Annotated in this window: 21 protein-coding genes; 8 read left to right on the top strand and 13 right to left on the bottom strand. The window is 47.7% G+C overall.

The window, feature by feature from the left end; translation table 11 throughout:
* Positions 1-44: 44 nt before the first annotated feature.
* On the bottom strand, positions 45-572 hold the full coding sequence (gene ftnA / locus R7041_RS12990) for a non-heme ferritin (protein ID WP_005379167.1): 528 nt from the start codon (positions 570-572) through the stop codon (positions 45-47).
* 282 nt (positions 573-854) lie between these two features.
* On the opposite strand from ftnA, the gene uspA reads away from it, so the two are divergent.
* Complete coding sequence (gene uspA / locus R7041_RS12985) at positions 855-1,280, top strand: universal stress protein UspA (protein WP_005379165.1); 426 nt, start codon at positions 855-857, stop codon at positions 1,278-1,280.
* A gap of 64 nt (positions 1,281-1,344) precedes the next feature.
* Positions 1,345-2,223, top strand: coding sequence for a carboxylate/amino acid/amine transporter (locus tag R7041_RS12980; RefSeq protein WP_017635030.1), 879 nt, complete (start codon positions 1,345-1,347; stop codon positions 2,221-2,223).
* A 69-nt stretch (positions 2,224-2,292) separates the two neighbouring features.
* Here R7041_RS12980 and R7041_RS12975 read toward each other — a convergent pair whose 3' ends face one another.
* The 3 genes from R7041_RS12975 to R7041_RS12965 form a co-directional block, all read right to left on the bottom strand.
* Positions 2,293-2,865 carry a hypothetical protein gene (locus R7041_RS12975; RefSeq protein ID WP_064368886.1) on the bottom strand — a complete coding sequence of 191 codons (573 nt, stop codon included), beginning with the start codon at positions 2,863-2,865 and terminating at the stop codon, positions 2,293-2,295.
* Between the two features lie 186 nt (positions 2,866-3,051).
* Positions 3,052-3,831: a class I SAM-dependent methyltransferase gene (locus R7041_RS12970; RefSeq protein WP_053303431.1), complete on the bottom strand. Its 780-nt coding sequence runs from the start codon at positions 3,829-3,831 to the stop codon at positions 3,052-3,054.
* 89 nt (positions 3,832-3,920) lie between these two features.
* A complete protein-coding gene (locus tag R7041_RS12965) occupies positions 3,921-7,046 on the bottom strand; it encodes an EAL domain-containing protein (protein WP_064368885.1) in 3,126 nt (1,041 codons plus the stop codon).
* A gap of 113 nt (positions 7,047-7,159) precedes the next feature.
* Here R7041_RS12965 and asnC point away from each other — a divergent pair, with 113 nt between their 5' ends.
* Positions 7,160-7,624, top strand: a complete 465-nt coding sequence (asnC, locus tag R7041_RS12960) for a transcriptional regulator AsnC (protein ID WP_005389595.1) — start codon at positions 7,160-7,162, stop codon at positions 7,622-7,624.
* Positions 7,625-7,690: 66 nt separating this feature from the next.
* Here asnC and prlC read toward each other — a convergent pair whose 3' ends face one another.
* A complete protein-coding gene (gene prlC / locus R7041_RS12955; protein WP_161440649.1) occupies positions 7,691-9,733 on the bottom strand; it encodes an oligopeptidase A in 2,043 nt (680 codons plus the stop codon).
* Positions 9,734-10,133: 400 nt separating this feature from the next.
* Here prlC and R7041_RS12950 point away from each other — a divergent pair, with 400 nt between their 5' ends.
* Together R7041_RS12950 and gorA are read left to right on the top strand one after the other, a co-directional pair.
* Positions 10,134-10,973 carry a 23S rRNA (adenine(2030)-N(6))-methyltransferase RlmJ gene (locus R7041_RS12950; RefSeq protein WP_005379158.1) on the top strand — a complete coding sequence of 280 codons (840 nt, stop codon included), beginning with the start codon at positions 10,134-10,136 and terminating at the stop codon, positions 10,971-10,973.
* Between the two features lie 259 nt (positions 10,974-11,232).
* Entirely contained in the window at positions 11,233-12,588 is a 1,356-nt protein-coding gene (gene gorA / locus R7041_RS12945) for a glutathione-disulfide reductase (protein ID WP_206949372.1), read from the top strand.
* 81 nt (positions 12,589-12,669) lie between these two features.
* Here the strand turns inward: gorA and R7041_RS12940 are convergent, their stop codons facing one another.
* Positions 12,670-13,575, bottom strand: coding sequence for a LysR family transcriptional regulator (locus R7041_RS12940; RefSeq protein WP_025622053.1), 906 nt, complete (start codon positions 13,573-13,575; stop codon positions 12,670-12,672).
* 121 nt (positions 13,576-13,696) lie between these two features.
* On the opposite strand from R7041_RS12940, the gene xapA reads away from it, so the two are divergent.
* The gene (xapA, locus tag R7041_RS12935) at positions 13,697-14,521 is read left to right on the top strand and encodes a xanthosine phosphorylase (RefSeq protein WP_064368884.1); all 825 of its coding nucleotides are present in this window, start codon (positions 13,697-13,699) and stop codon (positions 14,519-14,521) included.
* A 105-nt stretch (positions 14,522-14,626) separates the two neighbouring features.
* Here xapA and R7041_RS12930 read toward each other — a convergent pair whose 3' ends face one another.
* Both R7041_RS12930 and R7041_RS12925 read right to left on the bottom strand, forming a co-directional pair.
* Positions 14,627-15,238, bottom strand: coding sequence for a bifunctional 4-hydroxy-2-oxoglutarate aldolase/2-dehydro-3-deoxy-phosphogluconate aldolase (locus R7041_RS12930; protein WP_025624148.1), 612 nt, complete (start codon positions 15,236-15,238; stop codon positions 14,627-14,629).
* Between the two features lie 9 nt (positions 15,239-15,247).
* Positions 15,248-16,624: a GntP family permease gene (locus tag R7041_RS12925; protein WP_012841240.1), complete on the bottom strand. Its 1,377-nt coding sequence runs from the start codon at positions 16,622-16,624 to the stop codon at positions 15,248-15,250.
* Positions 16,625-16,777: 153 nt separating this feature from the next.
* Here R7041_RS12925 and R7041_RS12920 point away from each other — a divergent pair, with 153 nt between their 5' ends.
* Positions 16,778-17,302: a gluconokinase gene (locus tag R7041_RS12920; RefSeq protein ID WP_005467756.1), complete on the top strand. Its 525-nt coding sequence runs from the start codon at positions 16,778-16,780 to the stop codon at positions 17,300-17,302.
* Entirely contained in the window at positions 17,302-19,098 is a 1,797-nt protein-coding gene (edd, locus tag R7041_RS12915; protein ID WP_064368883.1) for a phosphogluconate dehydratase, read from the top strand. The genes R7041_RS12920 and edd overlap by 1 nt, the downstream gene beginning before the upstream one ends.
* Before the next feature lie 889 nt (positions 19,099-19,987).
* On the opposite strand, the gene R7041_RS12910 is transcribed toward edd, so the two are convergent.
* From R7041_RS12910 to R7041_RS12890, 5 genes are all read right to left on the bottom strand, one after another.
* Complete coding sequence (locus R7041_RS12910) at positions 19,988-20,317, bottom strand: SMR family transporter (protein ID WP_005478614.1); 330 nt, start codon at positions 20,315-20,317, stop codon at positions 19,988-19,990.
* A complete protein-coding gene (locus R7041_RS12905; RefSeq protein ID WP_005379135.1) occupies positions 20,314-20,718 on the bottom strand; it encodes an SMR family transporter in 405 nt (134 codons plus the stop codon). The genes R7041_RS12910 and R7041_RS12905 overlap by 4 nt, the downstream gene beginning before the upstream one ends.
* 269 nt (positions 20,719-20,987) lie before the next feature.
* Positions 20,988-21,923, bottom strand: a complete 936-nt coding sequence (locus R7041_RS12900; RefSeq protein ID WP_005379132.1) for a LysR family transcriptional regulator — start codon at positions 21,921-21,923, stop codon at positions 20,988-20,990.
* A gap of 55 nt (positions 21,924-21,978) precedes the next feature.
* Positions 21,979-22,986, bottom strand: coding sequence for a substrate-binding domain-containing protein (locus R7041_RS12895; protein ID WP_206949373.1), 1,008 nt, complete (start codon positions 22,984-22,986; stop codon positions 21,979-21,981).
* 226 nt (positions 22,987-23,212) lie between these two features.
* Entirely contained in the window at positions 23,213-24,232 is a 1,020-nt protein-coding gene (locus tag R7041_RS12890; protein ID WP_064368882.1) for an SPOR domain-containing protein, read from the bottom strand.
* Between the last annotated feature and the right edge of the window lie 93 nt (positions 24,233-24,325).

Here is a 24,325-nt window from a genome sequence, read left to right as displayed (position 1 = left end):
AACACTTCGTCTTTACCCGCTACTTACAACGTCCCAAAACGCGTTTACGCAGCTGGAGCATCCATGATTGAAGATGAACCTTCTTTCGCCATTTGTGCTAGATCTTTGTCAATGAAGAACAACGCTTTACCGTCTTCACCTACCAGTTCGATCTTATCTAAAATCCCTTTAAACAACTTCTCTTCTTCGTGCTGTTCTGACACGTACCACTGTAGGAAGTTAAACGTTGAGTAGTCTTGGCTAGTAAATGCAACGTGCGCCAGTTTGTTGATTTTTTCCGTGATCATTTGCTCATGTTCAAATGTCTCGCGGAAAACGTCACCTAGGCTCGCAAAGTCATGCTTTGGCGCATCAATAGCGCCTAAGATTGGCATTGAGCCAGTTTCACTCACGTAAGTGAATAGGCGTTGCATGTGCTCCATTTCTTCTACGGCGTGAGCGCGTAAAAATTCAGCCGCACCTTCAAAACCTTTGTCTTCACACCAAGCACTCATTTGTAAGTATAGATTGGATGAGAAAAATTCTAGGTTAATTTGCTCATTCAATTGTTCGACCATAGTTTGAGACAGCATGTTAACTCCTATTATTGTGCATGCAATATACCCAAGTAACCTCGAAATAAATGACGCTGCGAGAATAGCTTGGTCTGGCAGACACGGCGAAGTTTCACTTCAACTCTAGTCAGTAACACTACGCTTATTTCAGCATATCAAAGTCACTTGGGTATAACGCCACTATAACATGATTACTGAGACAAGACTTTGTACCTACGGCACCGATATGAGATCACTTCAGCAAATTTTTTTTGGGGTTGGTGCTAATCTAAAACTATGACCTTACAAGGAGATAGCAATATGAGTTACAAACACATACTTGTGGCAGTCGACCTTTCAGACGACAGTAAAGTGTTGATTAAGAAAGCCGTATCACTGGCTAAACCTCTGGATGCGAAAGTCTCTTTTATTCACATCGACGTGAACTACGCAGAACTCTACACCGGGCTTATCGATATCAATATGGCAGAAGCGCAACATCAAGCAATGGAAGCATCGCGCACACAATTGGCAAACTTCGCTGAATATGCGCAATACCCAATTGCCCATACTTTAGTCGGTAGTGGCGATTTGAGTAATGAGCTGTGCGATACCATTCAAGATTACAGTATTGATTTGGTGGTTTGTGGTCATCACCAAGATTTCTGGAGCAAGATTCTATCTTCGACTCGACAGCTGATTAACTGCTCACCAGTCGATATGCTGGTCGTACCGCTAAAAGACTGATTGGCGCAACGATAAAACTTGGTTAGACTGCGGGCACATTTGTTGTTGATAAAGATTCTCATCCATGGCTTATCTATCCGCAGTTACCCTACTTTGGGCATTCTCATTTAGCCTGATCGGCGTTTACCTCGCCGGTCAGGTTGATTCTTGGTTCTCGGTGTTCATGCGCGTGGCACTGGCGAGTTTGGTTTTCATTCCCTTTTTGAAATTCCGTGGCGTTAGCAAACCCCTGATCGCGAAACTGATGACTGTCGGTGGCTTCCAGCTCGGTTTGATGTATTGCTTCTACTACCAATCTTTTTTGCTCCTTTCCGTGCCAGAAGTATTGCTGTTCACCGTATTCACACCCATTTACGTCACACTAATCTATGACTTCTTGAAAGGTCGCTTTTCACCTTGGTACTTAGTTACCGCTGCAATAGCCGTATTTGGTGCCGCCTGGATTAAATTTGCAGGCATTAATGAAGATTTCCTACTGGGCTTTTTGGTCGTACAAGGAGCAAACCTCTGCTTTGCCATCGGTCAGGTGGGCTACAAATATATCATGGAGAGTGAGCCCGTCGATTTGCCACAACACACCGTGTTTGGCTACTTCTACTTAGGTGCACTTTGTGTAGCAACCGTGGCTTTCGCGCTCATGGGTAACCTCGACAAACTACCAACCACTGCAACACAATGGGGCATTCTGACATACCTTGGTTTGATTGCTTCTGGTTTTGGTTACTTTGCTTGGAACAAAGGCGCGACCATGGTGAACGCAGGGGCACTGGCAGTAATGAACAATGCATTGGTTCCGGCGGGCTTGATTGTAAACATTGTGATTTGGAACCGCGATGTTGATGTCATGCGACTCGCCATTGGCGGTGCGATCATCATGCTATCCCTATGGATTAACGAAACCTGGGTGAAAAAGCGCGTAGAGATGAGCTACGCCAATAAGTAACGCAGCTAATCCTATAAACATTTCGACAATAAAAAACGCTCTCCGACTGGAGAGCGTTTTTTTATTTGATTAATGCACTTTGGCTTGTGAGATTGCGTTCATCAAAGCATTAGGTGGCGTTGGCAGCAACACTTCTAGTTTCGCATTACGCGCTTCCAGTTTACGCTGACGCTTAAGTAACTTTTGTTGTTTTTTCGCTACTTTTAGCAACTTCTTTTGCTGCTTATAATGCTTTTTCAGTGCTTTTTTCGCTTTCTTGAGCGATTTTTTATCCGCTAAATCAAACCATACTGGTGCGTCGGCTCTTACTGGCTCCGGAGATTTTTCGGCTTGTTTTTTCTCTTTCACACGCTCAACAACACGCCTCACAATCGCGGCTTTTTCGTTGCTTTGTTTAGTGGTCACTGGAATCGCTTGTGCTGGCAGAGCTTCAACCAATAAGCCACATGCTTGTTGCTCACTCAATGGCTTGTCTTGGCATTTTTGTGGAGGAATTGCGGCTGGCTTACAAAGGGTATCTTTGGCCGATGAAGAGCGTGCGCAAGAACGACAAACGAATTTTGGTGCGACAACTAAACGATGGATATCACCAAGTTCTGCCGCGATCTGTTTGCGACTCATTTTACATAAACGTTTAGCCATTCTACTACTCCAGCTTCCCAGTTATCGACCGCATCACAACAAGTGAAATAATAATAATTCTTAGTTAGATATACAGTCAGGGAAGGGAATTAGCAAGAGAAAACTATCAATAGAGACGAGGAAAGAGAGGCTGAGTCACAGCACGACACACCGTACTGTGACAAGAAAAGTTGAGCCGTCAGGAAGTTATGCCATCGATGCTTTAACGTAGACATCGAAGCGATTTTTTTTCGTTTCAATCGCCATGCTTGGCTTTTGCTCGTTCAGCCAATTCGCGTAGTCCGGGCGCTTAACTACTACACGCTTTGTGGCTAACGCCATGGCTGGTTCTAGTAGGCCATCGGCGTCCAAATCAGCGCCAACCAACGATTGGAAAACGCGCATTTCTTTTTTCACGAGCGCCGACTTCTTTTTATTTTCTGGGTGCGGATACATCGGGTCAAGATACACCACATCTGGCTGGACAAAGTCTTTATCTTGCGCCAATTGTTCCAGCGCATCATGGCTAGAAGCATGGATTAGCGACATGCGCTCAGATACCCAGGTGCCGATTTCTGGGTCTTGTTTCGCTCGATCCAAGCCATCATCTAACAAAGCCGCTACGACTGGATGACGCTCGACCATCTGCACTTTACAACCTAGCGAGGCGAGCACAAACGCATCACGACCAAGACCTGCCGTGCCGTCTAACACGGTTGGCGTTGCCCCTTTGTTCAACCCCGCAGCTTTCGCAATTGCCTGGCCTTTACCACCACCGAACTTGCGACGATGACCGACCGCACCACCAATCAAATCCACAAAGATTGCACCCAGCTTTGGCTCATCCACTTTACGTAGCTCCAAACGCTCGGTGGTTAGCACCAAAGCAAAATCGCTATCGTCAGTGTGTGAAAGCTGCCAACGCGCAGCGAGTTCATCAAGATGAGATTGTTGAGACGGGTTTTCACAGATCAATTGCAGTTGCAAAAGGAGGCTCCAATAAAAATCGAGGTAACTGGCGCTGAGTGTATACCTAAGTTACCTATTAATGCTAGGTTGAGCTTGCTACGCAGAGGTTATACAGCCGTCAGTTGCTCCACTAGCTCAGAAAGCGGCTTAGGATGGCCAATACCGTAGCCTTGGCCGTAGTCCACACCGAGGTCTATCAAATGCTGCATGACCTGGTCATTTTCGACAAACTCCGCCACCGTCACTTTGCCTAGTTGCTTCGCCAAGTCATTGATTGAACGAACCATCACGCGGTCCATTTCATTTACGTTGATATCTTGCACGAAAAGACCATCAATTTTCACGATATCGACAGGAAGTTTCTTTAAGTAACCAAATGAAGACAATCCAGATCCGAAATCATCCAATGCAATCATGCAACCCAAAGACTTTAGCTTGGTAAACAACTCAATGGCTTGATCCAGATTGCTCATCGCCGCTGTCTCGGTGATTTCTAAGCAGATTTTTTCACACGGCAGAGTCGAACTTTCCAATCGCTCCAATAAGAAGTCAATAAACTCTTGATTCCCCATAGATTGACCTGAAAGGTTTATCGAACAGCGACCAAGCTGTTCAACCACCTCAGGACGCTGTTCTAACCACTCTAGTGTTTGAGTAATAACCTGCTTATCAATCCAATGGGCAATGTTGTAGCGCTCGGAAGCAGGGATAAACAGCGCAGGAGAAACATAATCACCGTACCCATTGCGAATACGCACCAAAATCTCAAAATACATTTGAGTCTCGTGCTTTTGTAAGCTTTTTATCGGTTGAGCAAACAGTTCTAAACGTTGATTCGACAATGCCTCATGCACCAAATTGACGCTCTGCATTTCCATCTGACGACGCTGCAACTCTTCGTTATCTAAGCTGAATAGATTATAGCGGTTACGGCCTTGCTCTTTAGCGGCGTGACAAGCAGAGTCTGCTTGAGCGTGCACCATTTGTGGCGTATCAGCGGTATGATCGATGATACGGATACCAATTGAGCAACTGATGAACAGGCGTGTGTCTTCCCAAATAAAGAGGTGTTCGCTTAGTGTCGAGATGATCAGTTTGGCAATATTGATGGCGCCATATTCGTCACAGTCTTTGAGTAACACCGCAAACTCATCGCCTCCCATTCGAGCCAAGATGGAATTGTACGGCAGAACGCCTTCCAGCATACTTGCGCAGAATTGAATCGCCGCATCACCTGCATCATGCCCAACCGTATCATTGAGGACTTTTAGTTGATCTAAGTCGAGGTACAACATGGCGTGGACTCGACGATGGCTGTCCACTTCGCACAGTGCGGTCTTAAGCTCTAGTTCAAAATGGTTTCTGTTGTAAGTCCCCGTCAGTAAGTCATAGCGAGCTTGGTATTCCAATTTCTCGGAGAGCAGTTTGGTTTCGGTAATATCTTCGCCCACAATCAGCAGTTGCTCAGATTCACTCAGCGGACGAATATTCTCGCGCACCCAAACACGATGACCATTTGCATGACGATACTCGACTTCACGTCGCCAAACACCATGCACTTGCTGGTTGGGTTGCAATAACACTTGGCGAGGGAACAGCACTTTGTCATCAAAATAGAACTCCCTCAGGCGATGTCCGAGCATGTCCATCGGTTTGTAGCCAAGAAGTAGTTGAGCAAATCGATTCACTTCTTGAATTCGGTTATTACTATCAAGCGTCACCATCATCACGGGCTGCTGCTCGTAATAGTTGCGTAGGGTTGACTCACGTTGGTAGAGCTTGTCCTCCATCAATTTACGACTGGTAATATCGCGCGCTTCAAACAAGTATTGCTTATGATTCCCTACTTGCTGAGAAAAAGGCTTGAGCGAAACTTCTAACACCAATGCGCCGTGTTCTTTACTCCAAATTTCAGCTTCAAACGTCGACACTTGATGGTGAGGCGCGTGGAAATACTCCTCAAGCAACGCTTGTGCTTTTTCACTCCAGTTGGGGTGAAACCAAAGTGGTCGGTCTAAGCGCAGTCCTTGGTGATAAAGTAAGGATTGAAGGTGATCGTTGCCCGATTTAAGCACACCGTTGGCATCCAAAATGCCCATATACTGCATGCTCTGATCGAAAATCGATTCTAGAATAGCCTGGCTTTCTCGCGCAGCGCTCTCACTTCGACGCATCCGCTGTAAATAATAACCCATCAGCAAAATGACCACCGACATCACCACAAACAGGCTACCAAACAGGCGAATTTCCTTGGCAAAACGTTCAGAAAGCTTCATTGGCTTATTAAAAAATACCGCAGAAACCTCTTGTTCAGCCCCCAATCCCCAACGCGCTACCGCTTGGTAATCGAGCTTTATTTCAGAATCACTTTTTTTCACCGCAGGCAGAGGCTGATCAGGGTTATCCAAAACGAACTCAAGCATCTCTGCGCTCTCAATACCATGCCGATAACCACTTTGAATAACCCCTCCAACTGCGCCATGACCCAAACCAATGTCATGCACCATAAACAGCGGCGCGTTTGAGACTTTGTTGACACCAACCCAGTCACGCTCGCTGCCAACCATACCTTGTTTATCTCGGTAATAGGTCCAGAACAAGACGACTTTATCGGAACTCAGTTTTGCGACTTGTTGTTTTAGATCGATGATGCTGTCTGGGACAAGTTGTACGATTTTGTCTCGATATTGCGGGAACTTGAGGACAAAATTGTCGATTTGATAACGCAACACCTCACCGGTCACCGAGTGGTCACTGACGATGAGAACTTGTGTGTAGTTCGGATGTAAGCGCTCAATAAGAGCGAGATTCGCTTCCAAATCGACATCTTCCATGACTCCGGTTGCATTCAGAGAACGATGTAAAGAAGGATGGTAGTTATTAATGCCGTTAAATATAACTGGGGTGTCTTTGATGATTGGGGCTAAACGCTGCATGAGTTCAAGTGCATTGTTATCGCTCACTAAAATGGCATCGAATCGCTCTTTGCGTAATTTCGTAAGATATAAGGATTTTAGTTGTGCAAAAAACTGCTCACTCTGGTTACGTTTCGAGTCTAGATAGAGCACACGCATGTCCAGCGCTCGATCGCCCAGCTGTTGCTCGATGCCTCGCTGTATGGAGTCCGTCCAGAAAAAACCCTGATGATAGGAGTGCACGACCAACACCTTCGGATCTGAGGCCGTAGCAAACGCGCTCCAACATAGCGCGGCAATAACCAGAAAACGCTGCACATTATCTCCATAGCTCGGAGTTAACCCGCAGTTACTCCTGCCAAACCTTGTGAATCCTATCCGCTATGAGTATAAAAGGGAGGTAAAACTCTATCCCTAACGGAAATCATAGTATGAATGCGAGCCTGCCGAAACTCGACGACCTTGACCGCGCAATATTAAAAACACTGATGGCTGACGCCAGAACGCCCTACGCAGAAATGGCAAAGCAGTTCGATGTCAGCCCTGCCACTATCCATGTGCGTATCGAGAAGATGAAGTCGGCGGACATCATCGAAGGAACGGAGGTGATCATCAATACTAAAAAGCTTGGCTACGATGTGTGCTGCTTTATTGGTATTAACCTCAATGCAGCTCGTGATTACCACTCCGCGTTAGAAAAACTCAACGCGCTCGACGAAGTCGTTGAAGCTTACTACACCACGGGCGCGTATAACATATTCGTCAAATTGATGTGCAAATCGATTGAAGAGCTGCAATTTGTACTGATCGACAAGCTGCAAGCCATTGATGAGGTTCAGTCCACGGAGACATTGATATCGTTGCAGAACCCGATCAACCGAAACGTAAATCCGTAAAATTTTTTATAAAAAATGTACAAAAAAGGCCAACCGTTCGGTTGGCCTTGATGTTTTTTGCTCAATTTACGCCGCAATACCCGAATGGCGCAACAGTGCATCGATTTGTGGCTCGCGGCCACGGAAGCGCTTAAACAGCTCCATTGGCTCTTCACTGCCCCCCATTTCTAGGATGTTGTTCAGGAAGCTTAGACCCGTCTCTTTGTTGAAGATGCCTTCTTCTTCAAAGCGAGAATACGCGTCTGACGACAGCACTTCAGCCCACAGGTAGCTGTAGTAACCCGCACTGTAGCCACCAGCAAAAATATGGCCGAAGCTGTGTGAGAAACGCGCCCACTCAACCGCAGGAACTACCGCGACTTTCTCTTTCACTTTCGCCAGAGTTTCCAGTACACGCGCACCCACTTCAGGGTCATATTCGGTGTGAAGCGTGAAATCGAACAAGCCGAATTCTAGCTGACGCAAAATACCCATCGCAGATTGGAAGTTTTTCGCTGCGAGCATTTTGTCTAGCATCGCTTTCGGTAGCGGCTCACCTGTCTCATAGTGACCAGAAATGAACGCCAGAGCGTCCTCTTCCCAACACCAGTTTTCTAGGAACTGACTTGGTAGCTCAACCGCATCCCAAGGCACGCCATTAATACCTGAAACAGCACCTGTATCAACTTGCGTCAACATGTGGTGGATTCCATGACCAAATTCATGGAATAGCGTCACGACTTCATCGTGCGTGAACAGTGCTGGTTTGTCGCCCACTGGACGGTTGAAGTTACACGTTAGATACGCAACCGGCGTTTGCAGCTCGCCAGATAGCGTAACGCGACGACCACGACAATCATCCATCCACGCGCCGCCACGTTTGTGTTCACGAGCGTAGAGATCTAGGTAGAAGCTGCCACGGAGTGTGCCTTCAGCATCAAAGATATCGAAAAAGCGCACGGACTCATGCCAAGTGTCTACGCCTTCGCGCTCAGTAACGGTCATGCCAAACACGCGGTTTAGCACTTCAAACAGACCGCTCACGACTTTTGACTCTGGGAAGTATGGGCGCAGTTCTTCATCCGAAATTTGGAACAGGTGCTGCTTTTGTTTCTCGCTGTAGTAAGCGATATCCCAAACGCTCAGCTCTTCAACACCAAACTCACTTTTCGCAAACTGACGTAACTCTTCGACTTCACGTTCACCTTGCGGTTTCGCTCGTGTCGCTAGGTCATTCAGGAAGCCCAGCACTTGATCCGGCGTTTCAGCCATCTTTGTTGCTAACGACTTTTCACTATAAGTATTGAAACCTAGCATACGTGAAATTTCATGGCGCAGTTTTAGCTGCTCAGTAATGATTTCTGAGTTATCCCATTTGCCTGCGTTTGGACCTCGATCAGAAGCGCGCGTCACGTACGCTTCGTACACTTCTTTACGCAACTCTTGGTTATCGCAGTACGTCATGACAGGTAGGTAAGATGGGATATCTAGCGTAATGAGGTAACCATCTAACTCTTTTGCTTCTGCGGCAGCTTTCGCTGCTGCCAGCGCCGATTCTGGCATACCTGCTAGGTCTTTCTCGTCTGTGATGTGCTTGGTCCAACCCATGGTGGCATCCAGCACATTGTTAGAGAATTTAGAACTCAGCTCAGACATACGTTTGCTGATCTCGCCGTAACGGTGCTGCTCATCGGATGGCAAACCAATGCCTGATAACTCGAAATCACGCAGTGCATCAGTGATGGTTTTCTGCTGGGCACGAGTTAACGTTGCAAATTCTTCGCTCGCTTTGATGGTTTTGTACGCTTCGTACAACCCTTTGTGCTGACCAACCCAAGTGCCGTACTCTGACAAAATTGGTAGGCAACTTTCGTAAGCTTCACGTAGCTCTTCGCTGTTCACTACCGAGTTCATGTGACCCACTGGCGACCAGATGCGGCTTAAGCGATCATCCGCTTCTTCAATTGGCGCAATCACACTGTCCCAAGTTGGGTGAGCGTTGTCTTGTAGAACTTCATCGATTTTTGCTCGGCAGTCAGCAATCGCTTCCTCAACGGCAGGCTTGATGTGTTCTGGTTTAATTTGAGAAAACGGAGGTAGGTCCGTAAACGTCAGTAGAGGATTAGACATGAATAATTCCTTTTGTGTTTTGACTCTGTGATTGCCTGTCTATTTTGTGTAGATAGGCCAACTCAATGTACAGACGAGCCAGCAACATGGATTGGGGGGAGCTCCGTTCCCTTTCTCTATGCCGCGATGACCATCATATAGTCAACCAGCGCTACTCTGTCCTTGAGTCTTGTTATACCTAAATGAAATTTCACACCCTTTTGAGTGCGAGAAACTCACCTAGTTCAATTCGATTACCAATAGTAAGTGTGGGTGACTTAAAGAAATTTCAATAGCGTCCCCTTATCAGAGGAACAGATTTGATTGGAAGTTCTACATCTTTAAGTTACTTGAGTATAATACCGCCATAGAGTGAAAATCACAGACCACACTCAACCAAAGAGTGTTTCGAGAGTTTAATTTGTTAAGTTACCGCCACAGCTTCCACGCTGGCAACCATGCCGACGTGGTCAAACACATCGTTCAAAGCCTCATTCTTGATGCGCTGAAACAAAAAGATAAGCCATTCGTTTATCACGATACCCACTCGGGTGTGGGCCGTTACGATCTGACTCACGAATGGTCTGAAAAAACGGGCGAATACAAACAAGGCATCGCACGTATTTGGGATAACCCAAGCATTCCCGAAGACATCAAAAGCTACATCGATGCCATTAAAGTGCTCAACAATGGCGAGAAGCTGCGTTACTACCCAGGCTCACCACGTGTGGCGCGCGCGCAAATCCGCCCACAAGATCGCATGGTGCTGACCGAGTTGCACCCGGCCGATCACCCATTGTTAGAGCAAGAATTCCATCGTGATCGCCAAGTGAGCATCTTCAAAGAAGACGGATTCCAACGCCTCAAAGCAAGCTTACCGCCACAAGAACGTCGTGGTTTGGTGCTGATTGACCCACCATACGAACTCGCGAAAGAGTACCGCGATGTGGTGCGAGCGATTCATCAGAGCCATAAACGTTGGGCAACCGGTATCTACGCGATTTGGTACCCAGTGGTAAACCGCCACGACATCGAAGATATGATCGAAGGCTTGGAAGCACTGGGCATTCGTAAAATTCTGCAAATCGAGTTAGGTGTTGCACCAGATACCAACGAGCGCGGCATGACGGCATCCGGCATGATTGTGATTAACCCGCCATGGAAACTGGAAAGCCAGATGAAAGAGATTCTGCCATTCCTGCAAGACGCGATCGCACCAGCAACTGGCCACTGGAAAGTGGACTGGATTGTGCCAGAGTAAGCACTTCAGTACTGATATCTTCAAGCGCAACGATATTCTCGTTGCGCTTTTTTATGCTCTCACCTTCTCCCTCCAATCGTGCTTATTCTTCTTTTTGTGCCTCTCATCGCTATTTGTCATAAGTATTGTCGCTTTTTCCCATTTAGGAATTAGTCGAATTCGATTTATGATAGTGGGATAACGGTGGCATTGAGTTCGGGCAAGGTCATCCCAATCTATCTATGTACCAGATAAAATTTATAAGCTCTTGGAGAAAGTAATGGCGACTCATTTTGACTATATCTGTATCGGTGGCGGCAGTGGCGGCATCGCATCTGCAAACCGTGCGGCGATGTACGGCGCGAAAGTTGCGCTAATCGAAGCTCAAGACCTTGGCGGTACCTGTGTCAACGTAGGTTGTGTACCGAAAAAAGTGATGTGGCATGGCGCGCAAATCGCAGAAGCAATGAACCTGTACGCAGAAGATTACGGTTTTGATGTCGACGTGAAAGGTTTCGACTGGAGCAAACTGGTTGAGAGCCGTCAGGCGTACATTGGTCGTATTCACCAATCTTACGATCGCGTTCTTGGCAACAATAAAGTAAACGTGATTAAAGGCTTTGCTAAGTTTGTTGACGAAAAAACTGTCGAAGTAAACGGTGAACACTACACAGCAGATCACATCCTGATCGCGGTTGGTGGTCGTCCTACTATTCCAAACATTCCAGGCGCTGAATACGGCATCGATTCAAACGGCTTCTTCGACCTAGCAGAGCAACCAAAACGCGTTGCGGTTGTTGGCGCAGGCTACATCGCAGTTGAAATTGCTGGCGTACTGCACGCGCTAGGTACAGAAACGCACCTGTTCGTACGTAAAGAGTCACCACTACGTAGCTTCGATCCAATGATCATCGATACATTGGTTGAAGTGATGGACGCAGAAGGTCCAAAACTGCACACCCACTCTGTACCAAAAGAAGTGGTAAAAGAAGTCGATGGCAGCCTAACTCTGCACCTAGAAAACGGTGAAAGCCAAAACGTTGACCAACTGATTTGGGCAATCGGTCGTCACCCAGCGACAGACGCAATCAACCTAGCGTCAACTGGTGTTGCAACGAACGAAAAAGGTTACATTAAGGTAGACGAATACCAAGAAACCAACGTGAAAGGCATCTACTGTGTGGGTGACATCATGGAAGGCGGTATCGAGCTAACACCAGTAGCAGTGAAAGCGGGTCGTCAACTTTCTGAGCGTTTGTTCAACAACAAACCAAACGCGAAGATGGACTACGATTTGGTACCAACTGTGGTATTTAGCCACCCACCAATCGGCACTATCGGTCTTACAACGCAAGAAGCAGAAGAGAAGTACGGCAAAGACAACATCAAAGTCTACACATCTGGCTTTACGGCGATGTACACCGCTGTTACTAAGCACCGTCAACCATGTAAGATGAAGCTTGTATGTGCGGGCGAAGAAGAAACGGTTGTTGGCCTACACGGCATCGGTTTCACGGTAGATGAAATGATCCAAGGCTTCGGCGTAGCAATGAAGATGGGCGCAACCAAAGCAGACTTCGACTCTGTTGTGGCTATCCACCCAACGGGCTCTGAAGAGTTCGTAACGATGCGTTAATTACGCGCTAATCGCATTGCTGATTTCAGTGAATCATTTGAAAAGGTCATCTTAGGATGACCTTTTTTTGTTATCCCATGCTTAACTCGCATTTTCCAATAACGTGCGAATAAACTCGGCTTTAATAGCACTCTCCTGCTTACCATCATGAATCAGACACAAGTCTGCACGCAGTGACTCTTTCAGCTTGATAAAACGAATCCCATGCCAATGATGCTGAGAAAACGTCGACGGCACCAACGTCACGGTATTGCTGTTTGCCACATACGCCATCAAAGTGCTTGGCTCCACCACTTGTTTGCCAATATGGGGTGAAAAGCCTTCTTGCAGACAGGCATTGATGATGAAGTTTGCCGAGGCAGAATTCGCCAAACTCATAAACGCAAACTCACACGCCTTTAAATCTTGGAGCCGCAGCAAAGATTTGCTGGCTAACTCATGTTGCTCCGACACCGCCACCACAAACACATCTTTGCCCAAAGACACCGACTGATACGGATAAATGTTGAGTGCATCGGCAAAACGTACAATGCCCACGTCGATTTTCTTCTCACTCAGATGCTTCTTTTGCGTCTCTGGGTTAAGGTCAAAAATGTCGGCGTGATAAGTGCTATGCTCAGCATGGAAGCGCTGTAACAAACGATCAAATCCGCCCCAAAATGCACTACTTACCACACCAACTCGCAAGATATTTCTCTGGTTCAAACCCACTTGCTGCACTTGATTGAGTGAGACATCCAAGGTCTGAAAAATCAGTTGGCATTTGGACTCCAACAATCGCCCGGCCTCCGTCAGCATGACGTTTCTTGAATCACGCTCAAACAGTTTGACGTTAAGCACTTCTTCCAACTCTTTGATGCGATTGCTCAACGGCGAATTGGTGATATTAAGGTTCTCGGCGGCCTTAGTGAAATGCTTGGTTTGTGCGACCTCGTAAAAGTAACGCAGCATCTTCAGCGTCACGCGCTCAAATGGTTCTGACTTCATGCATTGAGTCCTAGCGAGTTTCATTATCCTCTTTTTAAGGATGATAGTAGAGAATAAAGCAAAGATAACCAGCGCAGAAAGTCACACAATGGAATCAACACACAACCAGAAGGTGACTAACATGAATCACGATCCAGTAATCGACGCGCTACAAACCATTCGCGAACGCAAACCAAACTTCCAACCTAAAGCGGCGTTTATTTTAGGCTCTGGCTTAGGCGTATTGGCAGACGAGCTACAAGACAAAGTGGTCATTCCATACGAAGAGCTCGAAGGCTTTCCGGTTAGCACCGTGCAAGGACACTCTGGTGAGTTGGTAATTGGCACCATGGACGGCGTAGACGTAGTGTGCATGAAAGGTCGCGGTCACTACTACGAGCACGGCTCAATGAAGGTCATGACAACGCCCGTGCGCACCTTTAAAAAGCTGGGCTGTGAGTTTCTGCTCGTCACCAACGCGGCAGGCTCCCTTCGCCCTGAGCGTATTGATGTCGGTTCTCTGGTGGTATTTCATGACCACATCAACACCATGCCTGAATCGCCAATGATCGGTCCGAATGATGAAGAGTACGGCCCGAGGTTCTTCAGCCTCGCCAATGCGTACGACAAAGACCTGCGCGCAGAAGCGTTTGAAGTAGGCAAAGCCAATGGCATTCACCTGAATGAAGGTGTGTTTGTCTCTTACACGGGCCCCAACTTTGAGACCGCAGCCGAAATCCGCATGATGCAAATCATCGGTGGTGACGTAGTGGGCATGTCGGTCGTGCCAGAAGTGATTTCTGCGGCGCATTGCGGCTTACCCGTATTGGCAGTATGTGCGATCACCAACATGGCAGAAGGCTTGGGAGATGTAGAATTGTCTCACGCCCAAACATTGAAGTGCGCGAAGCTAGCCGAAGCAGATTTCATTCGCTTTATTAAGCGCTTTATGAAGCATCACTTCTAAAACCGTTTCATTCCCAAAAGCAAAAGGGTCATCAAGTAACTTGATGACCCTTTTTCGTATCACGTTTTCTAACGTTCGGGGGTATTTCGGAGCCGTTTGTGCGTTTTACTTAACTGCGCGAACCAATTCAGCAATGCCTTCCCAATCGCCGTTGTCCATCATTGCGGTTGGCACCATCCACGTACCGCCACAAGCTACAACCGATTTCAGCGCTAGGTAATCTTCCACGTTGGATGGGCTCACGCCACCTGTTGGCATGAATTCCACTGGGTAAACCGCCGTGAGTGCTTTCAGCATGTTTACGCCGCCTGATGGCTCAGCAGGGAAGAACTTCAACGTACGCAGACCCATTTCCATCGCTTGCTCAACCAAGCTTGGGTTGTTTACACCCGGTACGATAGTCACACCACGTTGCTGACAGTATTTCACTGTGGTTGGGTTGAAGCCTGGGCTAACGATAAAGTCCACGCCCGCTTCGATCGCGATATCCACTTGTTCTGTGGTCAGAACGGTGCCCGCGCCAATCAACAATTCTGGGTACGCTTCACGCATGATGCGAATCGACTCCGCCGCCGCTTCGGTGCGGAATGTCACTTCCGCACATGGTAAACCGTTTTCTACCAACACTTTTGCCAGTGGCAGAGCGTGTGCTACGTCGTTGATTGCGATAACTGGGACGATTTTGATATCTCTTAATCGTTGTTCAAGTGTTGTCATGGGGAACCTCTAAAGAATAAAGCTTAATGTTGCGACGATAATAAACGCGATACCGCCAAGTAACGTTTCCATTACCGTCCAAGTTTTTAATGTGGTTTTCTCATCCATCTCAAGCAAACGAGATACCAACCAGAAACCAGAGTCATTGAAGTGAGACAGTACCGTTGCACCACCCGCAATCGCGATTACGATAAAGCAAAGGTCTAGTTCACTCAAACCTGTTGATGCAGCCACAACTGGCGCGATAAGAGCTGCCGTAGTGGTGAGCGCTACCGTTGCCGAGCCTTGAGCAACACGCAGACAGGTTGAAATAACAAACGCCGCCACAATCACAGGCATACCTGTATCTGTAAGAACGTCAGCCAGTGCATCACCGATACCACTTGAACGCAGTACGCCGCCAAACATGCCACCTGCACCCGTTACTAGGATAACACCACAGATAGGAGCCAATGACTCACCACATAATTTTTCTAGTTTTGCCATGCCGTAGTCTTTGGCAAACACAGCCAGACAGACAATCAAAGTGATCAGCAACGCAACTGGGGTTTTACCTAGCATGCGTAGGAACTCAACCAGTGCCGTTTTGCCATCAATCACACCCGCAACCGCCAGTGTGTTCAATACCGTATCCAAACAGATTAGCAGGACTGGCAGCACAAGGATGGTCATAACCGTGCCAAATTTTGGTGCGTTGCGCTCATCCACCATCGCTTCGCCATTAAAGAAGGCTTTAGATAGTGGGATATCGAATTTTTTGCCCGCGTACAAACCAAATAGGTAAGCGCCAAGGTACCAAGTTGGAATAGCAACCAAAATACCCACCACCAATAGCAGACCGATGTTTGCGCCAAGGAATTCTGCCGCTGCAACCGGACCTGGGTGTGGTGGAACAAACGCGTGCATAACCGCAAAAGCACCAGCTGCAGGCAACGCGTATTTAATTGGTGAGCCACCAAAACGAGCCGCCACACTTAGGATGATAGGCATCATCACTACAAGGCCAGCATCGAAGAAGATTGGGAAGCCAAACAGTAATGAAGCGACGCCCAAAGCAAATGGTGCGCGCTCTTTACCAAAGCGACCAATCAAAGTGTCTGCCAGCACTTTCGCACCGCCAGTCACTTCAAGAATTTTACCGATCATCGCACCAAGACCAACCAGCAATGCCACGGAAGCCAGTGTGCCGCCGAAGCCGCCCATCATGGTCGATACGACTTTCTCTGAAGGAACGCCAGTGGCGATTGCTGTGCCTAAACTCACCATAGTAAGGGAAGCAAAAGCATGGACTTTCAGTTTAATGATCAGAACGAGTAACGCTGCAATGGCAAGGCCTGCAATCGTCAGTAGGAACGTAGGATCTGGGGCTTGGGTTAATTGCTCCATAGGTTCACCTTTAAGAATTATTGTTTGTGTTATGGTTCACATTTATTTCAGTTACCGGTAACATGTTACCGATAACATGAATAAGATAAACCCATATTTTAAAGTGAATTCAAAAATTGAGATCACGCGCAAATTTGGTTATGAGGATAAGTTATGGCTGGTAGTAGTGTCATCGTTATGGGCGTTTGTGCTAGTGGTAAAAGCACAATTGGTGAGCATCTAGCGAAAAAGCTAGGGCGTAAATTCATTGATGGTGATGATCTTCATCCACGAGCGAACATTCAGAAAATGGCATCGGGCCAGCCTCTGAACGATGATGATCGCAAGCCATGGCTAGAACGCATTCGTGATGCGGCGTACAGCCTAGAAAGCAAAAACGAACACGGCATTATTGTCTGTTCAGCACTGAAAAAGATTTACCGCGATCAGATCCGCGAAGGCAACGACAACGTGACCTTCCTGTTCCTTGATGGCGACATGGAGTTGATCCTTAATCGCATGCGTATGCGCAAAGGCCACTTCATGAAAGAAAACATGGTGAAGAGCCAATTCGAGACGCTAGAGCGCCCAGACAACGAGCCTCAAACTCTGATCGTCAGTATCGACGGAGACATCAGCGACGTGGTGGAACGCTCTGCCGCTGAGCTAATCAAAATGCAAGCGATCGAGGTGGCGTAATGACTCACTCTGTTGTTCTTGAGGTCACACAACGTTTGACCGAGCGCAGCCGTGAAGCGCGCGCTGCGTTTCTTACTCGCACCGAAGTCCAAGCCGAAGCGGGCAAAGGCCGCGTTGGTTTATCTTGTGGTAACTTAGCCCATGCAGTCGCCGCTTCTTGCTCTTCTGAAAAGAAAAATATTCTCGATTTTACTCATGCCAATGTCGCGCTGATAAGCGCCTACAACGACATGTTGAGCGCCCACCAGCCGTACCAAGACTACCCAGCACAAATCAAAAAAGTGCTGGCGGACTACGGCCATACGGCGCAAGTCGCAGGTTGTGTGCCAGCGATGTGCGATGGGGTGACTCAAGGTCAAGCAGGCATGGATATGTCGCTGTTTTCGCGTGACTTAATTGCGCAATCAACGGCGTTGTCTTTGAGTCACAATGTCTTTGATGCCACATTACTGCTTGGCATCTGTGACAAAATCGCACCGGGGCAACTGATGGGCGCGCTGTCTTACGCACACCTGCCAACGGCGTTTGTGCCAGCGGGTCTGATGGCAACAGGCATCAGCAACGAAGAGAAAGTCGACGTGCGCCAAAAATACGCAGCGGGAGAAGTCGGCAAAGACGCTCTGCTGGATATGGAGTGTCGCGCTTACCACTCTGCGGGTACGTGTACATTTTACGGCACCGCCAATACCAACCAGTTGGTGTTCGAAGCCATGGGCTTGATGCTGCCAGGTTCGGCATTCATTCATCCCCATACCCAACTGCGTAAAGCGTTAACCGATCACGCAGCTCTGAAAATCGCCTCTATGACGGCGGGTTCTGCACACTTTCGTCCGCTGGCCGAGGTGGTCACAGAAAAGAGCTTGGTCAACGGCATCATCGCTCTACTCGCATCTGGCGGCAGTACCAATCACACCATTCATATGATCGCCGTGGCGCGTGCTGCTGGCATCTTGCTCACGTGGCAAGACATCAGCGATCTGTCGGATGTGGTTCCTTTATTAGCGCGCGTTTACCCGAACGGCCCAGCCGATATGAACGCGTTCCAAGACGCGGGGGGCGTGCCCGCGTTATTGCACCGCTTGAACCAATCCGAGCTTTTGCATCGCGATGTGAAACCCGTGTTTGGTGAATTTGAAGACCAAATGACGCTGCCGAGCCTTGTCGATGGCCAACTGACCTGGACACCGTGCCAAGGCAGCCAAGACGGTGACGTGATCGCCAAACCAGACGCCACTTTCCAAAACACCGGCGGCACTCGCGTACTGAGTGGCAACTTGGGCAAAGCCGTGGTGAAAGTGTCTGCGGTGAAAGAAGAGCAACGCGTGATTGTTGCACCAGCGATCGTATTCCAATGCCAACACGAAGTGGAGGCCGCGTACAAACGTGGTGAGCTGAACAAAGACTGCATCGTTGTGGTCACACACAACGGCCCAGCGGCAAACGGCATGCCTGAACTACACAAGCTGATGCCAATTTTAGGGAACGTGCAAAAAGCGGGCTTTAAAGTCGCGCTAGTGACAGATGGTCGTTTATCTGGTGCATCCGGTAAAATTCCGTCTGCGATTCACGTTTCTCCAGAAGCCATTCGTGGTGGCGCGATTGGTTTAGTGCGCAACGGTGATTTGATTCGCCTTGATTGCCAAACGGGCGAACTGAACAACTTAAGCGACACCACTGGTCGCGAGTTGATTCATTTCGATACCGAATCGACCCAACAAACTTGGGGACGAGGCTTGTTTAGCGTGATCCGCCAAAACGTATCGAGTGCAGAAGAAGGCGCAAGCTTTATTGTTTAAGGCGAGAAGAAAGACCTCGTCGTTCCGACGAGCCCAAGCAAGATCAGGAATTTAATATCAACGTGCTGTGAATCCAGAGAAAGCACCTCTGCTACAGTACTTTTTGTTGGTAGATTCTGAGTCTTGCTCGTCCTTCGCTGTTCAAAATGACAAACTTTGGCGGTTGATCACGGTTCTTTCTAAAAAATGAATCCGTCATTCCGACGAGCCTAGGCGAGATCAGGAATTTAATATCAACGTGCTGTGAAGCCAGAGAAAACCCCTCTCCCACAGCACTTTTTGTTGGTAAATTCTGAATCACGCTCGTCCCTCACTGTTCAGAATGACGAGCTTTGGGATTGGCCACTGCTCTTTCTAAAAAACGAATGAATCCGTCATTCCGACGAGCCCAGGCGAGATCAGGAATCTAATATCAAGGTGCTGTAAAGCCAGAGAAAACCCCTCTCCCACAGCACTTTTTGTTGGTAGATTCTGAATCATACTCGTCCCTCGCTGTTCAGAATGACGAGCTTTGATATTGGCCACCGCTCTTTCTAAAAAACGAATGAATCCGTCGTTCCGACGAGCCTAAGCGAGATCAGGAATCTAATATCAAGGTGCTGTGAAGCCAGAAAAAACACTTCTGCCACTGCACTTTTTGTTGGTAGATTCTGAATCACGCTCGTCCCTCGCTGTTCAGAATGACGAGCTTTGGGATTGGCCTCGGTTCTTTCTAAAAAACGAATGAATCCGTCATTCCGACGAGCCTAAGCGAGATCAGGAATCTACTATCAACGAGCTGTGAAGCCTGAGAAAACACTTCTGCCACAGCACTTTTTGTTGGTAGATTCTGAATCTTGCTCGTCTCTTGCTGCTCAGAATGACGATATCTAGCATTCAGTAAGTTACATCAAGCGGTCTTCATCACTACGACGGCAGCAATCACCACAAAGATACCAAACCAGCCGATTGGCTTGAGTTTCTGCTTAAACAGCAAGGCTCCACCCACTGCGGTACCCAAGATACCGATCGCACCCCAAGAGGCATAAGCAATGGCTAAGTCGATCTCTTTCACCGCTTGTGCCAACAGTGTGAATGCTGTCAGTACCAACACAATCGCCGCAATGCCCCAGCCTTTATATTTAAAGCCTTTTGAGCGTGTCAGCGCCATATTGGCCATGATATCGACCAAGGCAGCCATCACGACAAATCCAAATGACATCGTAAAAAATTGACTCATGATTCGCACCTTGTACTAGTAGAAAATGAACGTTCTTTTGCCGGTTTATCGGCATTTTTCTTGGCGTTAGGTTGACCATGTGATTCCCCTAAGGTCACACACACAATGCCAACAACGGCTAACATCAAACCAAACAATTCTTGATGGTTTAAGTTGGCATCAAAGGCGATGATCGACACCACGGTGATCAACGAGATACCTAACCCTTCCCAAACAGCGTATGCCACACCTATCGATATTTTCTTCGCGGCAAACGCGAGAAAGTAGTAAGAGATTGCGATCAGCACATACATTACGATGTAGCCCCACCACCCGTGCCCTTGTCCGATAAGAGACATAGTGCTGGTGCCAGCCACTTCGGCAACGATGGCGAGCAATAAAAATAGACGTGCAACTAGCATGATTAATCCTCCATCAGAAATTAAAAAAATGCATAACGGAGAATGGTGAATGCCACGTACCTGTATCGACATTCAAAAAGTTAAAAAGATAAAAATGAGCCACTTCTCCTGACTATTTGAGATAAGGTTAGCGCTGGGTAGGAAAAAGAGACAGGTAATTGAGATATTCATTTTTGAATATCTTAAGAAATAAGTTGTCTATGTAATCACACAACATTGATAAGGTTAAAGCATCTGCTCTCTCATTCAGCTGATGCCATCAGGTGACGTCACTGCGTAAAAATCAGCGGCGTATTGAGGGTTTGTCGCACCACTTTATGTAGGTGTCTGTGCAAAGGATGGTTGCGGTTGGTTTGAAGGAAACCGCCAGAGACCACAAACTGACTGAACTCACGATTAACGGGTGGCATTGCGTAAGAGGCGAGTTCTGGCATCAACAATGCCGAGCTTTGACTGGCATACATAATCGCGTCGGTTTCTTGCAACATTTGGCAAGCCAAACGCAAATTATAGGACTTCAGTAACACTACTGGCTCATAACCCATACGTCGATACTCGGACTCCACGGTACAAAGCGGTTTATATGATGCAGGCGCAGGCAAAGAGACGAGTGGTAGTTTGGACACCGTGTCCCAATCATTGCTGACTTTCGACAACGTTGGGTGGTTTTTGCGCGCCAAAATCACTCGTTTTTCAACGAATAACGGGCGCATGTAAATGTCTTTCGACAGCTCGGTCTCTTGGTCAAGAATGCAGTAATCGTGCTCGCCTTCTAACATTTCATCGTGCGAGTAAGTATTCCAGCTGGAAAAGGCAAAGTGCGCTTTGGGAAAGGCTCGATGACAGCCAGTGAGCAGTCGCTGCCCTTGTTCATCCATCAAATAAGGGTCAGTTACAATCGCAATCTGCCCTTGGTATTGCAGTGGGTCGAACACTTCAAATTCTTGCACCACTTTTTCCAGTGGTGCAACCATATTGTCGAACTCGGCGGCGAGACGAATCGCCATGGGTGATGGCTCTACCCCATGTGCTTTACGCACAAAAAGCGGGTCATCAAACACTTGCTTCAACTTCATCACGCCGCGGCTGGCGCTCGGTTGAGAAATGCCAAGCTGCATTGCGGCCAGCTTGATGCTGCGGTTTTCCACCACGGCTTTTAATAAACGCATTAAGTTGAGATCCAATGCATCCAGCTGATGTGCCATACCCTAACCTACCAATACCATTGATGAGCGAATACAAAGAGCAGTTAACAATTAGTTAAACACTCTCTCCCGACGTGATCTGATACCCCATATCGAAGACTTTTTCTTCTTGCGTTTCGCCTTTCAGGCGCGCAATTAATAGCTCTGCGCTCTTTACACCAATTTGGAAACGCGGCGTATCAACGCTGATCAGTTTCGGGCTGATGGTTTGACCGATATCCAGCGCGTTATAGCCCGCCACTGCCAATTGCTGTGGAACTTGAATGCCACGTTGCTGCGCACTCAGCATGGTGCCAATTGCGATGTCATCGTTGGTACAGAACACCCCATCGAGCGTTGGGTGCGTTTCCAGTGCGCGTTCGAGCAAATCATGCGCTAAAGAAAAACTAGAATGATCACCAGTTAATACATGTTTGGGTTCTAGCCCTGCTTCTGCCATCGCGCGATCGTAACCTTGCATCCGCAATTTGGTTCGCGTATCCAGACGCGCGCCAAAATAGACGATTGTACGCTTCCCCGTATCTAGCATCTGCTTAACCACGGTGTACGACGCATCTTCATGATCGAGTCCAACCGCCATATCAATCGGCTCCGATGGCAGTTCCATGGTTTCGACCACCGGAATGCCCGCATTTTTGATCATCTGTAATGTACGCGGCGTGTGATGGCTTTCAGTTAGAATAAGCCCATCGACTTGATAAGAGAGTAATGACGCGATCTTGCGCTCTTCTTCAAGCTCATCGTAGCTAAAATGCGCTAAAAGCGTCTCATAGCCATTGGCTTTGGTCACCATCTCTATGCCCTGAACAAAGGAAGCAAAAATTTGGTTGGACAAAGACGGCAGTAAAATACCAATGGCTTTACTGGAGGACTTTGACAACATCGCCGGTGCACGGTTTTCGATGTAACCCATCTCTTCAATCGCAGTCGCAATCTTGGCCCGAGTCTTTTCTGCCACCGATTCAGGGTTACGCATATAGCGTGAAACGGTCATCTTCGTGACGCCAACCTGGTCTGCGACATCCTGCAATGTCGTACGAGTTTTCTTATTCTGTTGAGCCATAAATATGTGATTTATCAGTAATGTTACAAGTAACATTATGACGAATAGACTCTCTGCCGACAAGTTCAGTGAAAATAATTCGCAAAATGAGATGAATATCAGTGGTAGAGCGTATTAGCAAACGCATCACAAAGAAACGCCTCTTAAATAGCGATAATATTTGAGACCGCAAAAAAGCCCCGAACTCGGGGCTTTCTTCTATATTTTGACCGCAATATCTGAGTCGTTATTTCACGCACACCACGTTCAATAATGAGGTTCCGGTGAGCTGATTGGGCTCACGATCGGCGAACAAACCTTTCTTATCTTTGCCCCAATACGGCAGTTGCAGTGGCCATTGATTTTTTTCCATCACCCCAGACGCCCTCAGCGCTTTAAACTCTGCAGGGTTGGCTAAGCTCATACCCAGTTGCTGACATACTTTGTGCGAGTTTTCGTAGTTGAGGCGGTTCCACGGCTTACCATGTTCCATGTAAAACTGATTATGGTGATCGAGTAAATATGGGACCACGTACGTTTTGCCCTGTACTGAAGTACTCAAGCGAACTTCAATGTCATCATTTCCGGTGACAATTGGCTTCGCTTTGGTCTTAGCAACAGGCTTAGACGAAGAGCTATCACGTGAACTTTTTGCCTTGGTATCTGGCTTCTCTGCCCGCGCTTTAAAGGCGTCGGTATCAGCTCGCACAGCAGGAACTGGCGCGGGTTTCGGGGTCACCGTCGGTGTTGGCTTAACCGAAGATGCGGCTGATTTCGACGATACAGTAGATTTAGGTGTAGGTGGTGTTACTGGTTGTTTCGTCCCTTTCCCAACCACTCGGATGAACGCCTCTTTGTAATTCGACAAGGTTTTGACTCCTCGTAAGTCATCCCTCGCATCAGACAATGCCTTGTAAGGTCCAATCAAACAGCGATAGCCTTTGGATTCAGGCTTCATCCATACGTCAGTCGTGATTTTACTATAGAGAGGCTTAGCTTTCGCGAGAGACATAGGCTTGGGTAGCAATCCGCATTGAATCCAGTAAAGGTAGTTGCCCCCCTGCGGCACTTTCTTTCCCCATACTCCGTTACCAATTGGGCACGTTTTCTCAAGCATCGGTAATTCTTTCTCGCTGGCTTGAGTGGCTTGGCAAAGGAACTCCTCCGCCGATACTGGGCTAGAAAACTGGGCGCATACCAGCGACAAGCCGAAAGCTAGGCTTGCTTGGAAGATACGAGATGGGTGTTGTGCCTTCTTCATTTCCATACACTTCACTCTAAATTAGTGGGTAAGGTCATTATGGCGGCAAAGCGCCAAAAAAATGTGAACAAAGAATAACTAGCAAAAAAAGAGCCGGAA

It is taken from the genome of Vibrio sp. 1751 (genome assembly GCF_033339895.1).
GTDB classification, from domain to species: Bacteria; Pseudomonadota; Gammaproteobacteria; order Enterobacterales; family Vibrionaceae; genus Vibrio; species Vibrio alginolyticus.
Note: the sequence above shows the minus strand (reverse complement) of the source record. Positions and strands in the feature narration are given on the sequence as shown.

Excerpts from the sequence above, each read along its gene's own strand:
- R7041_RS12975 (WP_064368886.1), bottom strand. The coding sequence starts at position 2,865 with ATGGCTAAACGTTTATGTAAAATGAGTCGCAAACAGATCGCGGCAGAA.
- uspA (WP_005379165.1), top strand. The coding sequence starts at position 855 with ATGAGTTACAAACACATACTTGTGGCAGTCGACCTTTCAGACGACAGT.
- xapA (WP_064368884.1), top strand. The coding sequence starts at position 13,697 with ATGAATCACGATCCAGTAATCGACGCGCTACAAACCATTCGCGAACGC.
- asnC (WP_005389595.1), top strand. The coding sequence starts at position 7,160 with ATGAATGCGAGCCTGCCGAAACTCGACGACCTTGACCGCGCAATATTA.
- ftnA (WP_005379167.1), bottom strand. The coding sequence starts at position 572 with ATGCTGTCTCAAACTATGGTCGAACAATTGAATGAGCAAATTAACCTA.
- R7041_RS12930 (WP_025624148.1), bottom strand. The coding sequence starts at position 15,238 with ATGACAACACTTGAACAACGATTAAGAGATATCAAAATCGTCCCAGTT.
- edd (WP_064368883.1), top strand. The coding sequence starts at position 17,302 with ATGACTCACTCTGTTGTTCTTGAGGTCACACAACGTTTGACCGAGCGC.
- R7041_RS12920 (WP_005467756.1), top strand. The coding sequence starts at position 16,778 with ATGGCTGGTAGTAGTGTCATCGTTATGGGCGTTTGTGCTAGTGGTAAA.
- R7041_RS12940 (WP_025622053.1), bottom strand. The coding sequence starts at position 13,575 with ATGAAGTCAGAACCATTTGAGCGCGTGACGCTGAAGATGCTGCGTTAC.
- R7041_RS12910 (WP_005478614.1), bottom strand. The coding sequence starts at position 20,317 with ATGAGTCAATTTTTTACGATGTCATTTGGATTTGTCGTGATGGCTGCC.
- gorA (WP_206949372.1), top strand. The coding sequence starts at position 11,233 with ATGGCGACTCATTTTGACTATATCTGTATCGGTGGCGGCAGTGGCGGC.
- R7041_RS12905 (WP_005379135.1), bottom strand. The coding sequence starts at position 20,718 with ATGCTAGTTGCACGTCTATTTTTATTGCTCGCCATCGTTGCCGAAGTG.
- R7041_RS12890 (WP_064368882.1), bottom strand. The coding sequence starts at position 24,232 with ATGGAAATGAAGAAGGCACAACACCCATCTCGTATCTTCCAAGCAAGC.
- R7041_RS12980 (WP_017635030.1), top strand. The coding sequence starts at position 1,345 with ATGGCTTATCTATCCGCAGTTACCCTACTTTGGGCATTCTCATTTAGC.
- R7041_RS12925 (WP_012841240.1), bottom strand. The coding sequence starts at position 16,624 with ATGGAGCAATTAACCCAAGCCCCAGATCCTACGTTCCTACTGACGATT.
- R7041_RS12895 (WP_206949373.1), bottom strand. The coding sequence starts at position 22,986 with ATGGCTCAACAGAATAAGAAAACTCGTACGACATTGCAGGATGTCGCA.
- prlC (WP_161440649.1), bottom strand. The coding sequence starts at position 9,733 with ATGTCTAATCCTCTACTGACGTTTACGGACCTACCTCCGTTTTCTCAA.
- R7041_RS12900 (WP_005379132.1), bottom strand. The coding sequence starts at position 21,923 with ATGGCACATCAGCTGGATGCATTGGATCTCAACTTAATGCGTTTATTA.